7 protein-coding genes and 2 pseudogenes are annotated in these 14,642 nt (G+C 67.4%); 4 read left to right on the forward strand and 5 right to left on the reverse strand.

Annotated features, from left to right (window positions below; genetic code table 11):
• The first annotated feature begins 109 nt into the window (after positions 1 to 109).
• A pseudogene (locus tag AB4Z32_RS12395) lies at positions 110 to 639 on the forward strand (IS1/IS1595 family N-terminal zinc-binding domain-containing protein).
• Positions 640 to 659: 20 nt separating this feature from the next.
• On the opposite strand, the gene mnmH reads toward AB4Z32_RS12395, so the two are convergent.
• Together mnmH and AB4Z32_RS12405 are read right to left on the reverse strand one after the other, a co-directional pair.
• Complete coding sequence (mnmH, locus tag AB4Z32_RS12400) at positions 660 to 1,718, reverse strand: tRNA 2-selenouridine(34) synthase MnmH (RefSeq protein ID WP_442122145.1); 1,059 nt, start codon at positions 1,716 to 1,718, stop codon at positions 660 to 662.
• A 3-nt stretch (positions 1,719 to 1,721) separates the two neighbouring features.
• Complete coding sequence (locus AB4Z32_RS12405) at positions 1,722 to 2,366, reverse strand: arylesterase (protein ID WP_442122146.1); 645 nt, start codon at positions 2,364 to 2,366, stop codon at positions 1,722 to 1,724.
• Here AB4Z32_RS12405 and AB4Z32_RS12410 point away from each other — a divergent pair.
• Positions 2,365 to 3,072 (forward strand): ABC transporter ATP-binding protein, encoded by a 708-nt coding sequence (locus tag AB4Z32_RS12410; protein ID WP_442122147.1) that lies wholly within the window; start codon positions 2,365 to 2,367, stop codon positions 3,070 to 3,072. The two genes, AB4Z32_RS12405 and AB4Z32_RS12410, sit on opposite strands and share 2 nt — an antisense overlap.
• 36 nt (positions 3,073 to 3,108) lie before the next feature.
• Here the strand turns inward: AB4Z32_RS12410 and AB4Z32_RS12415 are convergent, their stop codons facing one another.
• Entirely contained in the window at positions 3,109 to 4,608 is a 1,500-nt protein-coding gene (locus AB4Z32_RS12415; RefSeq protein WP_442122148.1) for an NAD(P)H-hydrate dehydratase, read from the reverse strand.
• Between the two features lie 116 nt (positions 4,609 to 4,724).
• Here AB4Z32_RS12415 and AB4Z32_RS12420 point away from each other — a divergent pair, with 116 nt between their 5' ends.
• Complete coding sequence (locus AB4Z32_RS12420) at positions 4,725 to 8,339, forward strand: hydantoinase B/oxoprolinase family protein (RefSeq protein ID WP_442122149.1); 3,615 nt, start codon at positions 4,725 to 4,727, stop codon at positions 8,337 to 8,339.
• 170 nt (positions 8,340 to 8,509) lie between these two features.
• On the opposite strand, the gene AB4Z32_RS12425 is transcribed toward AB4Z32_RS12420, so the two are convergent.
• Positions 8,510 to 10,147, reverse strand: coding sequence for a tetratricopeptide repeat protein (locus tag AB4Z32_RS12425; RefSeq protein ID WP_442122150.1), 1,638 nt, complete (start codon positions 10,145 to 10,147; stop codon positions 8,510 to 8,512).
• 163 nt (positions 10,148 to 10,310) lie between these two features.
• Here AB4Z32_RS12425 and purL point away from each other — a divergent pair, with 163 nt between their 5' ends.
• The gene (purL, locus tag AB4Z32_RS12430) at positions 10,311 to 14,321 is read left to right on the forward strand and encodes a phosphoribosylformylglycinamidine synthase (RefSeq protein ID WP_442122151.1); all 4,011 of its coding nucleotides are present in this window, start codon (positions 10,311 to 10,313) and stop codon (positions 14,319 to 14,321) included.
• 72 nt (positions 14,322 to 14,393) lie between these two features.
• Here the strand turns inward: purL and AB4Z32_RS12435 are convergent.
• Positions 14,394 to 14,642: pseudogene (locus tag AB4Z32_RS12435) on the reverse strand (IS1595 family transposase); the annotation flags it as partial.

A 14,642-nucleotide genomic window follows, 5' to 3' on the forward strand; every position in this document is an offset into this window, starting at 1 on the left:
GGTTCGCTTGTGCGGCCGGGCTTTTTCTATGGCGCTGTTCGCGCCAAGTGTGGAATCTTTTCTGCAAGCCTGCGGTCCAACGTCGACCTGAACCGTTGACGGAGGCCCCATGCAAGCACGGCAGTTCGAACAGTTCCTGCAACGCCTGTCCTCTCTAACGCGGCGCCAGCGCGACCGCCTGCTCGACCTGCTGCAATCGGCGGCCGGCCTCGACCGTGTACTCGAGATCGTCGAGCAACCCGCCACACCACTTTGCTGCCCGCACTGCCAGACCAACAATCCGTATCGTCACGGTCACGCGCACGGACTGCAGCGTTATCGCTGTTGCAGCTGCCATCGCACCTTCAATGCCCTCAGTGGCACGTCGCTGGCCCGGCTGCGCTACCGGCATTCGCGCGGGAGGTCGGGATTTCACATGAGGCTATCAACGCGAGCGCCGGCGAAAGAAAGCGCGGTGCGCTGCACATCCAGAACGTGAACGCCTATCACAGCCGGATCCGCACCTGGCTGCTGCCTTTTCGCGGCATCGCCAGCCGATACCTGAGCCACTACTTCGGCTGGCGCTGGGCGCTGCATGGCCAGCGTATTGCCTGCCCAGACGCCTTTTTGAGAGCGGCGCTGGGCAGATTCAACACTTAGCGCGAACAGCGCCTTTTCTATTATTGGGCTGCGTGCAACTTGCGCGCGGCAGCCAGGAAATCCTCTTTCGAAATATCTGCCAGCTCCGCCACCTCCGCCTGCGGATACTGCACGAAATTCCGGTCGATCGACCGCAGGTAAGCCGGGTCATAGTGCTGCACCAGCAGCTCGTCGACCAGCTCCGGCAACTGGCCGCCGTTCGCCATCCCGTGCCAGGCATCGATCCTGGGCCGGCCATGCAACTGCACCAGATGGTCGAGCTGGCGGTTCAGGGCCGAGGGATCGGCGCAGAAGTGCCGGTAGTCCTCCATCAGCAGGCGCACGCGGTTCGGGCGCGACAGGGTCAGCGAGATGCAGGGCGAGGCGCGCATGCGCTCCATCACTGCCTCCGGCACGCGCAGGTTGCCGACCTTCTTGCTCTCCGATTCGACGAACACCGGCTTGCTCGGGTCGAAGCGGCGCAGCTTGTCCCAGATGCGGGTCTCGAACATCTTCTGGCTGGGCTGGGGCTCGTTCGGCAGGTGACCCAGCACCGATCCGCGATGGGCAGCCAGGCGCTCGAGGTCGAGCACCTGGGCGCCGATCGCGTCCAGGGTCTCCAGCAGGCGACTCTTGCCGCTGCCGGTGGTGCCGCAGATGACGCGGAACTGCAGTTCGGGCGGCTGGGCCAGTGCGTCGTTGACGAAGCCGCGGAAGGCCTTGTAGCCGCCGTCCAGCTGGACCACCGGCCAGCCGATCTTGGCCAGGATGTGGGCCATCGAGCCGCTGCGGTTGCCGCCGCGCCAGCAGTAGACCAGGGGCTTCCAGTCGCGCGGCTTGTCGGCGAACAGGGTGTCGATCGCATGGGCGATATTGCGCGCTACCAGCGGCGCCCCGATCTTTTTCGCTTCGAAGGCGCCGACCTGCTTGTAGGTGGTGCCGACCAGGATGCGTTCCACGTCGTTCAGCACCGGGCAGTTGATGGCGCCGGGAATATGGTCGAGCGCGAACTCCGATTCGCTGCGCGCGTCGATGATGGAGTCGAATTCGTCGAGCTGCGGCAGGACGTCGTTGAAGCTCAGGACTGCGGGGTATTTCATTATTTATTGTTTGATCAGGGGAGCCAGTTGCGGCCAGATGTTATTGAGGATGACGGGGTGGGCCGTGGACAGCGGATGCATGCGGTCGGCCTGGAAGTTCGTCGGCACCAGATCCACGCCCTGCAGCATGTAGGGCACCAGCGGCACCTTCAGCTGCGCCGAGAGTTCCTTGTACATGCCGGTGAAGCGTTCGGTGTAGGCGCGTCCGTAATTCGGCGGCATATGGATGCCGACCAGCAGGACCTTGGCCTTGTTCTGCTGCGACAGCTTGATCATGCTGCGCAGATTGTCTTCGGCCGAGGCGATCGGCAGTCCGCGCAGGCCGTCGTTGGCGCCCAGTTCGAGCACCACCACGTTCGGCTTGTGCCGGGCCAGCAGGGCCGGCAGGCGGGTGCGCCCACCGCTGGTGGTGTCGCCGCTGATGCTGGCGTTGACGATGCGGGTGTCCAGCTTCTCGGCCTTCAGTTTCTGTTCGAGCAGGGCGACCCAGCCGCTGCCGCGCGCCAGACCGTATTCGGCGGACAGGCTGTCGCCCACCACCAGCACGGTTTTTGGTGCAGAATAGGCGCTCCCCGATGCGGCCAGCGCGAAGGCCGCAAGGACACCGATCGTCGTTTTCCTGGCATTGAGAGTGAGATGAGCAAGCATGCGTGATATTCCCGAGGCTACCAAAGATGGTGCAATGGTCCGGCATCCGGCAATCGAGGTGGCCGGCCTGTCGAAGCGGGTGGCGGACGCCAGCGGCGAACTCACCATCCTGCACAGTGTCGATTTTACCGTGCAACCGGCCGAGACGCTCGCCCTGGTCGGCGCCTCGGGTTCGGGCAAGTCGACCCTGCTGGGTCTGCTGGCCGGCCTCGACACGCCGTCGAGCGGCACCGTGAAGCTCAACGGCACCGATATCTTCGCACTCGACGAGGATGGGCGCGCCGCTTTCCGCAAGGCCAAGCTGGGCTTCGTGTTCCAGTCCTTCCAGCTGCTGCCGCACCTGAGCGCCCTGGAAAACGTGATGCTGCCGCTGGAGCTTCGCGGCGATGCCGACGCGCGCGGCAAGGCCTCGAACATGCTGGGCCGGGTCGGCCTGGAGAGCCGCCTGCGCCACTATCCGAAGTACCTGTCCGGTGGCGAGCAGCAGCGCGTGGCACTGGCGCGCGCCTTTGTGACCGAGCCGCCGCTGCTGTTTGCCGACGAGCCTACCGGCAGCCTCGATGCCGCCACCGGCGAGTCGGTGATCCAGCTGATGTTCGAGCTGAACCGCGAACGCGGCTCGACCCTGGTGCTGGTTACGCACGATCCGGCGATGGCGGCGCGTTGCGCGCGTACCCTCACCATTGCCGCAGGCCGGCTGGTGTAGAGTGGGCGCGGCCCGCCTGGGCACCTAGCGCCGACTCTACCAGGCGTCCGTGCCGGCAACCAGGGCGTTGAACACACTCCTTATCGCCTTCGGCAGCTCGCCCGCCGTCAACCCGATCGGTCCGGTACCATCCGCCACCAGCCAGTCGGCCGCCGCGCCGTGCATCCACACCGCGCCCAGCGCCGCCTCCCAGGCCGGCCAGCCCTGGGCCAGCAGGGCGCCGCAGAAGCCCGCCAGCACGTCGCCGCTGCCGCCGGTCGCCAGGCCCGGATTCCCGCTGGTGTTGACCGCCACGAAGCCATCCGGACGCGCGATCACGCTGCCCGCACCCTTCAGCACCACCACGCAGTTGAAGCGCATCGCCAGCTCGCGCGCGTGCTCCAGGCGGTCCGCCTGGACGATGGCGGCGGTCACGCCCAGCAGGCGCGCCGCTTCCAGGGGATGCGGGGTCAGGACCAGCGGCCCGCCGTGCGCCGCCAGGGCTTCCTGCAGTTCGCGGCGCGCGGATGTGAGGTTCAGCGCATCGGCATCCACCACCAGCGGTGCACGCGCCGCCAGCACCTGGCCGAACAGGTGGATGGCCGCATCCGCACTGCCCATGCCGGGGCCTGCGACCACGCTGCGGCACGAGAAATCGAGACCGGCGGCGTCGCGGAACATGATCTCGGGCTGCAGCGGATCCATGCTCATGCCCGGATCGAGCATGGCGGCGAAGACGCGCCCCGCGCCGCCGTACAGTGCCGCGCGTGCGGCCAGCACCGCCGCACCGGCCATCCCGCGCGCGCCGCCGAGCACGGCGACGTCGCCGAAGCTGCCCTTGTGGGAATTCTGGCGCCGCGGCCGCAGGGAGTCCGCGAGCAAGGCGGGGCCGTTCAGCACGGCCTGGGCCGACTCGCCATGCAGTCCCTCGCTGCCCAGCATGTCGACAAGCACGTCGCCTGCGTGGTCGCAGCCGTCGCCCGTGTACAGGCCCGGCTTGTTGCCGAGGAAGGTAATGGTGTGGGTTGCCGTCACCGCGATGCCGTCCGCGCCATGCAGGCCGCCGGTATCGGCATCGAGGCCGCTGGGGACGTCGAGGGCCAGCACGGGACAGTCGACACCCGCCGTCCACGCGGCCAGCTCGCGCGCCYGCCCGGCCAGCGGGCGCGCGAGGCCGATGCCGAACAGGGCGTCGACCACCAGCCGCCACGGCCGGGCCGCCGGGATCTCGTCGACGAAGCGGGCGCCGGCCTCGCGGGCCCGCTGCAGTGCGCGTCCCGCCTCGAAGGAGGGTTCGCGCTCGGCGGCCAGGTGCAGCACCTCGACCTCGGCGCCGGCGCGTGCGAGGTGGGCGGCCAGTTCGAGGCCGTCGCCGCCGTTGTTGCCGGGACCGGCCAGCACCAGCACCGCGCCCGAAGCCTCGCCGTCCAGCAGTTCGCGCGCGTAGTCCGCGGCGGCGCGGCCGGCGCGCTCCATCAGTTCGCCATGCGCGAGATGGGCCTGGGCGGCGTGTTCGATGGCGCGGATCTGCGCGCAGCTGTAGAGCAGGGTATCCATGGTGCCTCCTGGTGGACGGGAATGCTGTCGATACCCGGTATTGTCGCCAAAATCGGGCCGGCGCGCGAGACGCGACTACAATAGCCTGGATTTTCCGGCAACGACTTGGAGACACTATGGATTGGCAGTTCTGGATCGACCGCGGCGGCACCTTCACCGACATCGTGGCGCGTCGCCCCGATGGCACCCTCGCCACCCACAAGCTGCTGTCCGAGAATCCCGAGCAATACCGCGACGCGGCCGTGGCCGGGATCCGCCACCTGCTGGGCCTGGAGGCCGGCGACGCGGTGCCGGAAGGCGCCATCGAAGCGGTCAAGATGGGCACCACGGTCGCCACCAATGCGCTCCTGGAACGCAAGGGCGAGCCGACCGCGCTTGCCATCACCCGCGGATTCCGCGACGCGCTGCGTATCGCCTACCAGAACCGGCCGCGCCTGTTCGACCGCCACATCGTGCTGCCCGAGCTTCTGTATGGGCGCGTGATCGAGATCGACGAGCGCATCGGTGCCCACGGCGACGTGGTGCTGCCGCTCGACGAGGCCAAGGCGCGCCGCGAGCTCCAGCAAGCCTGGGACGCCGGCCTGCGCAGCCTGGCCATCGTCTTCATGCACGGCTACCGCTACACGCAGCATGAGGCGGCGGTGGCCCGCATCGCCCGCGAGATCGGCTTCACCCAGGTCTCGGTGTCGCATCAGGTGAGCCCGCTGATGAAGCTGGTCGCGCGCGGCGACACCACGGTGGTCGACGCCTACCTGTCGCCGATCCTGCGCCGCTACGTCGACCAGGTCGCGGATGAGCTGCCCGGCGTAAACTTGCAGTTCATGCAGTCGAGCGGCGGCCTGACCGACGCGCGCGCCTTCCAGGGCAAGGACAGCATCCTGTCCGGTCCGGCCGGCGGTATCGTCGGCATGGTGCGTTCCAGCCGCCTGGCCGGCTTCGAGCGCGTGATCGGTTTCGACATGGGCGGTACCTCGACCGACGTCTCGCATTTTGCCGGCGACTTCGAGCGTGTCTTCGAGACCCAGGTGGCCGGCGTGCGCATGCGCGCGCCCATGATGAGCATCCACACGGTGGCGGCTGGCGGCGGCTCCATCCTGCACTTCGACGGCAGCCGCTACCGCGTGGGGCCGGACAGCGCCGGCGCCAATCCCGGCCCGGCCAGCTACCGCCGCGGCGGGCCGCTGACCGTCACCGACTGCAACGTCATGCTCGGCAAGATCCAGCCGCGGCACTTCCCGCGCCTGTTCGGCGCCACCGGCGACCAGCCCCTCGACGTCGATGCCGTGCGCGCCGGATTCAGCGCGCTGGCGGAGCGGATCGGCGCGGCCACCGGCAGCATGCCGGCGCCGGAAGCGGTGGCCGAAGGCTATATCCGGATCGCGGTCGGCAATATGGCGAATGCGATCAAGCAGATCTCGGTGCAGCGCGGCCACGACGTGACCGGCTACACGCTCACCAGCTTCGGCGGCGCCGGCGGCCAGCACGCCTGTCTGGTGGCGGATGCGCTGGGCATGAAGACGGTATTCATCCACTCACTGGCGGGCGTGCTGTCGGCCTACGGCATGGGCCTGGCCGACCAGAGCGCGATGCGCGAACGCGCGGTCGAGCGCCGCCTGGCCGATATGCGCGGCGACGAACTGTCCGCCGGACTCGACGAACTTGCCGCGCGGGCGCGCGAGGAACTGCTGGCCCAGGGCGTGCCGATTGACCGCATCGACATCCTGCGCCGCGTCCACCTGCGCTACGAAGGCACGGATTCGGCCATCGTGGTGAGCCTTGGCACGCCCGCGGCCATGCAACAGGCTTTCGAGGACGCCTACAAGCGCCGCTTCTCCTTCCTCATGCCGGGCAAGGCCCTGGTGGTCGAGGCGGTGTCGGTGGAGGCGCTGGGCCGTTCCGATGCGCCGCCCGAAATGGCGCTCGACCTTACTGCAGCCGGCGCCACACCGGCCGCCCACGAGCGCGTGCGGATGTTCGCCGGCGGTGAGTGGCGCGACACCGCGGTCTACCTGCGCGCGGACGTGAAGCCGGGCGCCATCGTGAAAGGCCCGGCCGTCATCGCCGAGGCGAATGCGACCACGGTGGTCGAAGCCGGCTGGCAGGCCGAGGCCACCGCCTATGACCACCTGGTGCTGCGCCGCGTCGAGGCGCTGCCGGAACGTCACGCGATCGGCACCAGTGCCGATCCGGTGATGCTGGAAGTCTTCAACAACCTGTTCATGTCGATCGCCGAGCAGATGGGCTTGCGCCTGCAGAACACGGCCTACTCGGTCAACATCAAGGAGCGCCTCGACTTCAGCTGTGCGATCTTCGACCACGAGGGCAATCTGGTCGCGAATGCGCCGCACATGCCGGTCCACCTGGGCTCGATGGGCGAGAGCATCAAGGCGGTGATGCGCAAGAATGCGGGCAGGATGAAGCCCGGCGACGTCTACGTGCTCAACGACCCGTACAACGGCGGTACCCACCTGCCTGACGTGACGGTCATCTCGCCGGTGTTCGACGAGCCGGACGGACAGGCCGGGGAGCCGGACCTCCTGTTCTACGTCGGCTCGCGCGGCCACCATGCCGACATCGGCGGCACCACGCCGGGCTCGATGCCGCCGGACTCCTGCCACATCGAGGAAGAGGGCGTCCTGATCGACAATTTCAAGCTGGTCGACGGTGCGGACGGTGTGCTTCGCGAAGAAGAAACGCGCGCCATGCTGGCCGCGGCGCGTTGGCCGGCCCGCAATCCGGATCAGAACCTGGCCGACCTGCGTGCCCAGGTCGCGGCGAACCAGAAGGGCGTCGAGGAACTGCGCAAGATGGTCGCCTACTACGGCCTCGACGTGGTGCGCGCCTATATGGGCCACGTGCAGGACAATGCCGAGGAAGCGGTGCGGCGGGTGATCGCGGTGCTGAAGGACGGCTCGTACAGCTATGAGCTCGACAACGGCGCGCGTATCGAGGTCGCCATCCGGGTCGATGCGGCCGGGCGCAGCGCGGAGATCGACTTCAGCGGCACCTCCGGCCAGCTGCCGAACAACTTCAATGCGCCGTCCGCCGTGTGCATGGCGGCGGTGCTCTATGTGTTCCGTACCCTGGTCGACGACGAGATTCCGCTGAATGCCGGCTGCCTGAAGCCGTTGAAGGTGATCATCCCGCCGGGCTCGATGCTCAATCCGCATTATCCGGCCTCGGTGGTGTCGGGGAATGTCGAGACCTCGACCTGCATCACCAATGCACTGTACGGGGCGCTGGGCGTGATGGCGGCCTCGCAGGGGACGATGAACAACTTCACCTTCGGGAATGCGCGCTACCAGTACTACGAGACCATCTCCGGCGGCTCCGGCGCGGGAGAAGGCTTCGACGGTACGGACGTGGTGCAAACCAATATGACCAACTCGCGCCTGACCGATCCGGAGATCCTCGAATTCCGCTTCCCGGTGCGGCTGGAGAGCTACGAGATCCGGCCGGAATCCGGTGGGGCGGGGCGCTGGCATGGGGGCAACGGCGGGGTGCGCAAGCTGCGCTTCCTGGAGCCGATGACGGCGGCGATCCTGTCGAACAACCGGGTGTTTGCGCCTTTCGGGATGGCTGGCGGGGAGCCTGGGGAGAAGGGCAGGAACCTGGTGCTGCGGGCCGATGGGCGGGTGGAGGCACTGGGGCATATCGGGAAGGTCGATATGCAGGCTGGAGATGTGTTCGTGATCGAAACGCCCGGTGGCGGCGGCTACGGGGCGCGTTAACGGCTGCGCGTGGAAACTTGGGTGGATGGTGCCGGGGGCACGATCCCGCCTTCGCGGGGACGACGTGCAAACCTGCGTGACCCTAAGCGCCGTTGAGGAACGCGGCCGTGAAACCGTCGTTCCCGCGAAGGCGGGAACTCAGGTTCGTTCCGCAGTCCCCACCATGAAATTCACCCCGAAATACCATACTTCCGCTTGGCCGAAGCAAATTCCTCATCCAGCGCCTGCAAGCGCGGATGCCCCGGATCCAGCGCCCGGATATGCTCGAGCTGCTCGGCGCACAGGCCCGCCAGCGGGTGGTCCCAGCCCATCTCCAGGATCTGGCGGAGGATGCCGCCCACCACGGCGATCATCACCTGCAGGTTGCCCGGCGCCATATGCAGGGCTTCCAGCAGGGTCTGGACGGCGCCGCGCACGTCGCCCATATTGCGCTTCTCGTCGGCGACGCCGAGCAGGATCTGGGCCTGGGCGCGCAACTGCTTGCCCATGCCGTCCGCCAGGTCGGGGCGGCCGGCCTTCACGAACACGTTCATGGCCTGCTGCAGGGTCACGCTGCCGTCCTGTCCGTTCATGGCGGTCATCATGACTTCCGACGCTTCCTCGTCCATGCGGTGCTCGAGCAGGGAGCGGGTCAGGCCGACTTTCAGGTTCGGCGACAGCGCACTGCCGGCCCGGACCGCCGTCACCGCGCTGCGCAGGTCGGCGATGGCGCCGGCCTTGTTGCCGTTCGCATCGTGGAGCAGGGCGCCGGAGACCGCCATGCAGGCATCAAGTTCAGGCGTGCCGCGCAGCGAGCGTTCGAGGTCGCGCATCACGCCGACGGCCGCCGGCTGGTCGCCCTTGCGCACCAGGGCCTTGACCAGGTTGACGTGGTCTTCGGGATTGCGGAATTCGGAATAGCGCGAGCGCGTGACGACCTGCTTGAAGGACTTTTCGGCGGCGGCCACGTCGCCTGTCTCCAGCGCCACCTCGCCCAGCTTGCGCAGGCGCCGCACCATGTGGGGCGAGATGCCGACCGCTTCCTCCAGCGTCTTCTGGGCCTGCGTGTGGTCGCCGCGCTCCTCGTAGCAGCGCGCCAGCAGGTCGTAGGCGGCCATCAGGCGCGGGTTGTCGCGCACCAGCTGCTCGAGCAGCTCGACGCCTTCGTCGACGCGGTTCTGGAATACCAGGCTGCGCGCCAGTCCGAGCCTGGCCCAGCCCAGTGGCCGCGCGGCGATCAGCTGGCGGTACACGCCCTCCGCCTGTTCGTATTCCCTCAGCGAGACGTGCAGCTCGGCGCGCAGGCGGGCGAAGTCGACCGCGTGGCGCGGCTGGGCTTTGGCGGCGTCGACGCAGGTGCGGATGGCCGCGTGCGAATTGCCCTGGGCGACCTGCTGGTAGGCCGGCAACATGGCGCAGCGGCGGGCGAGGGCGCGCTGGATGCGCTGGTTCAGGACCTCGGCGGTGAAGGGCTTGAGGACGTATTCGGTGGGCGAGAGCTCGGCGGCGCTGACCACCTTGTCGTAGGCCGCCTCGGAGGTCAGCATGATGAAGATGGCCCAGGGCGGAATCAGCTTGTGGTGGCGCAGGTCTCCCAGCAGCTGCTGGCCGTCCTGGCCCTCGCTGCCGCTGCCGCTGCCGCCGCCGAGATCGTACTCGCAGAGGATGACGTCGTAGCCGCGCCGGCTCAGCTGCTTGACGGCCGTGCCGGCGTTGACGGCATACTCGACGCGCGAGATGCCGGACTGGTTGAGCATGTTCTGCAGGTTGGCCCGGATGCCGGGGTTCGGATCGACCACCAGTACCGTCAATTGGCTATTTTCTTGCATCGTTTTTCGCGTCCATGCTCAATGGGTCTCCGCCACTAAGATACCTATTCCTTGCCGTTCCGGCAACCATACCAGAAGGACCAGAGCCGCAGAAGGGGCGACGCTGTATAATAGCGGGCTATCTTCCACCCGCAGCCACGCTGCATCAACCGACTACCAAGCCATGTTGATTCTGCCGGGTTCCAATGCCCTCTCCGCCTTCCGTAGCCAACGCCTCCTCGCCCAGCTGCAAGCCGTCGCCCCGACGATTGCCGCGGTCCAGGCCCGTTTCTACCACTTCATCGACGCAAGCAGCCCACTGTCCACCGAGGACACTGAGCGCCTGTCGGCCATGCTCACCTACGGCGAGCCTGTGCTTGACCCGCAATACGAGGGCGTGACCGAGGAGTACTTCGTGATCCCGCGCCTGGGCACGATCTCGCCCTGGGCCTCGAAAGCGACCGACATCGCGCACAATTGCGGCATGGCCCACATCCACCGCATCGAACGCGGCGTGGCCTATACCGTGGTTCTTAAATCCGGCATTTTCGGCACCGGCATCAAGGCGCCGAAGAAGCTGGGCGCTGAAGAGGTCCAGGCCGTGGCAGCCCTGCTGCACGACCGCATGACCGAAACCGTGCTGCGCAGCGCCGACGAAGCCCAGGCACTGTTCAGCGAACTCGAAGGCCGCCCGCTCGAAGCCATCGACGTGCTGGGCAAGGGCCGGCTGGCGCTGGAAGAAGCCAACCGCGACATGGGCCTGGCCCTGGCCGAGGACGAGATCGACTACCTGTTCGACGCCTTTACCAAGGCCCGGCGCAACCCGACCGACGTCGAGCTGATGATGTTCGCCCAGGCGAACAGCGAGCACTGCCGCCACAAGATCTTCAACGCCGAGTGGACCATCGACGGCGTCAAGCAGGACAAGTCGCTGTTCCAGATGATCAAGAACACCCACCAACTGCAGCCCAAGGGCACGGTGGTGGCCTATAGCGACAACTCGGCGATCATGGTGGGCGCGGAAGCCATGCGTTTCTTCCCGCAACAGGGTGAAAGCGGCGGCCAGGAATACAAGCCCATGACCGAGCTGACCCACACGCTGATGAAGGTCGAGACCCACAACCACCCGACCGCGATCTCCCCGTTCCCGGGCGCCTCGACCGGCGCCGGCGGCGAGATCCGCGACGAAGGTGCGACCGGCCGCGGCGCCAAGCCGAAGGCCGGCCTGACCGGCTTCACCGTGTCGAACCTGGCGATCCCCGGCTTCGAACAGCCCTGGGAAGTGCCGGCCTACGGCAAGCCGGAACGCATCGCCTCGCCGCTGCAGATCATGGTCGACGGCCCGCTGGGCGGCGCCGCCTTCTCGAACGAATTCGGCCGTCCGGTGCTCGGCGGTTACTTCCGCACCTACGAGCAGAACGTCGGCAAGACGGCGCTGGGCGAGAACACCGTGTTCGGCTACCACAAGCCGATCATGATCGCCGGCGGCATCGGTAACATCTCGGACGCCCACACCCACAAGAACGACATTCCGGTCGGCAGCCTGCTGCTGCAGCTGGGTGGTCCCGGCATGCGCATCGGCATGGCCGGCGCGGCGGCGTCGTCGATGGCGACCGGCACCAACACCGCCGACCTCGACTTCGACTCGGTCCAGCGCGGCAATCCGGAGATGGAGCGCCGCGCCCAGGAAGTGATCAACTCCTGCTGGCAGCTGGGCGACGCGAATCCGATCATCTCCATCCACGACGTCGGCGCCGGCGGCATCTCGAACGCCTTCCCCGAGATCACCAACGACGCCAGGCGCGGCGCGACCTTCGACCTGCGCAAGGTGCCGCTGGAAGAGAGCGGCATGTCGCCGCGCGAAATCTGGAGCAACGAGTCGCAGGAGCGCTACGTGCTGGCGATCTCGCCCAACGATCTGCCGCGCTTCGCCGCCATCTGCGAACGCGAGCGCTGCCCCTTCGCGGCCGTCGGCGTCGCCACCGAGGAGCGCCAGCTGCGCCTGATCGACCCGCTCACCAACACTTCACCGGTCGACATGGCGATGGAAGTCCTGCTCGGCAAACCGCCGAAGATGCAGCGCGACGTGACCCACGTTCAGAACGACTTCCAGCCGGTCGACGTGACCGGCCTGGAACTGGAGGAAGTGGCGCGTCGCGTGCTGCTGCTGCCGACCGTGGCCGACAAATCCTTCCTGATCACCATCGGCGACCGCAGCGTCGGCGGCATGAGCGTGCGCGACCAGATGGTCGGTCCGTGGCAGGTTCCGGTGGCCGACTGCGCCGTCACCACCCTGAGCTTCGAAGGCTACAAGGGCGAGGCGATGGCGATGGGCGAGCGCACCCCGGTGGCGGTGATCGACGCCGCCGCCTCGGGCCGCATGGCCGTCGGCGAGGCGATCACCAATATCGCCGCAAGCCCGATCACCAGTATCGAAGACATCAAGCTGTCGGCCAACTGGATGGCGGCCTGCGGCCAGCCGGGCCAGGACGCCGCCCTGTTCGACACCGTGAAGGCGGTCGGCATGGAACTGTGCCCGGCGCTGGGCATCTCGATCCCGGTCGGCAAGGATTCGCTGTCGATGCGCACCACCTGGACCGACGACGGTGAAGCCAAGGCCGTGATTTCGCCGGTGTCGCTGATCGTGTCCTCGTTCGCGCCGGTCCATGACGTCCGCAAGACGCTGACCCCGCAGCTGCGCACCGACCTCGGCGACACCTCGCTGATCCTGGTCGACCTCGGCCGCGGCAAGAACCGCCTCGGCGCGTCGAGCCTGGCCCAGGTGACGAACCAGGTCGGCAACGACACCCCGGACCTCGATGACCCGCGGGACCTGAAAGCCTTCTTCGCCGCGATCCAGCGGCTGAACGCGGACGGCAAACTGCTGGCCTACCACGACCGTTCGGACGGCGGCCTGTACGCGACCCTGTGCGAGATGGCCTTCGCCGGCCGCGCCGGCGTGTCGGTCAACCTCGACATCCTGACCATGGAAGGCGAGCACGCTTCCGACCATGGCGACGCCAAGAACTGGACCGCGCAAGTCGGCGAACGCCGCAACGAGATGACCCTGCGCGCGCTGTTCAGCGAAGAGCTAGGCGCCGTCATCCAGGTGCGCCACGACGAGCGCAGCGAGGTGATGAACGTGCTGCGCTCCTTCGACCTGGGTGCCTGCAGCCACATCATCGGCAAGGTCAACGACCGCGGCGTGATCGAGTTCACCCGCGATACCAAGGTCATCTACAACAAGCGCCGCAGCGAGCTGCACCGGCTGTGGAGCGAGACCAGCTGGCGCATCGCCCGCCTGCGCGACAATCCGGAATGCGTCGACCAGGAATACGAGCGCCTGCTGGATGAGCAGGACCCGGGCTTGACGCCCAAGCTGGTGCACGACACGCAGGAAAACATCGCCGCGCCCTTCATCGCGACCGGCGCCCGCCCGAGCGTGGCGGTGCTGCGCGAGCAGGGCGTCAACTCGCACATCGAAACCGCCTGGGCGCTGCACCAGGCCGGCTTCAAGGCAGTCGACGTGCACATGAGCGACCTGATCGCCGGCCGTGCGAAGCTGGATGACTTCAAGGGCATCATCGCCGTCGGCGGCTTCTCCTACGGCGACGTGCTGGGCGCCGGCGAAGGCTGGGCCAAGACCATCCTGTTCAACGCCGCGCTGAAGGAGCAGTTCGCCGGATTCTTCGGCCGCCTTGATACCTTCGGCATGGGCGTCTGCAACGGCTGCCAGATGATGAGCAACCTGAAGTCCATCATCCCCGGCGCCGAAGCATGGCCGAAGTTCACCCGCAACAAGTCGGAGCAGTTCGAAGCCCGCTTCGGCATGGTCGAGGTGCTGGACTCGCCGTCGATCTTCTTCGCCGACCTGGCCGGCACCCACGCGCCGCTGGCGATCGCCCACGGCGAAGGCTTCGCGGACTTCTCGCAGACCGGCGACCTGTCCAAGGCGATCGGCGCGCTGCGCTATATCGACAACCGCGGCCAGGCGACCGAGCAGTATCCGTTCAACCCGAACGGTTCGCCGGGCGGCCTGACTGCGGTCACGACGCCGGACGGCCGCTTCACGGTGATGATGCCGCACGCCGAGCGTGTGGCGCGTACCGTGACGATGTCCTGGCATCCGGATGGCTGGGGCGAGAATTCGCCCTGGGCGCGTATGTTCCAGAACGCGCGGAAGTGGGTTGCCTGATTTGATGTGATTCGTCACGAAAAGCGCTCCTTCGGGGGCGCTTTTTTTATGGCTGTGTTCGCGTTAATTCGGTCACTGCGCCATTTGGCTGAGCTGGACGGCGGCTTGCAGCAGATGCCGGGGCGTCGTCAGCCGCCGCGCATCCAGCATGCGTTGCCAGCCCGAATAATTAATCAGGTAACGGCTTGCCACGCCGCGAAACCGCACCAGCCAGCTCTTGAACCGGCTATGCCAGCCGTTCACGTTTTGCACGTGGATCGCGCCGCGTGTGCGCTCTCCCGCCTGCACGTTCACCCACGCATGCGCGATACCTGAGCGCGC

Origin of the sequence: Massilia sp. 2TAF26 (assembly GCF_052115005.1) — a bacterium.
GTDB lineage: Bacteria > Pseudomonadota > Gammaproteobacteria > Burkholderiales > Burkholderiaceae_D > Telluria.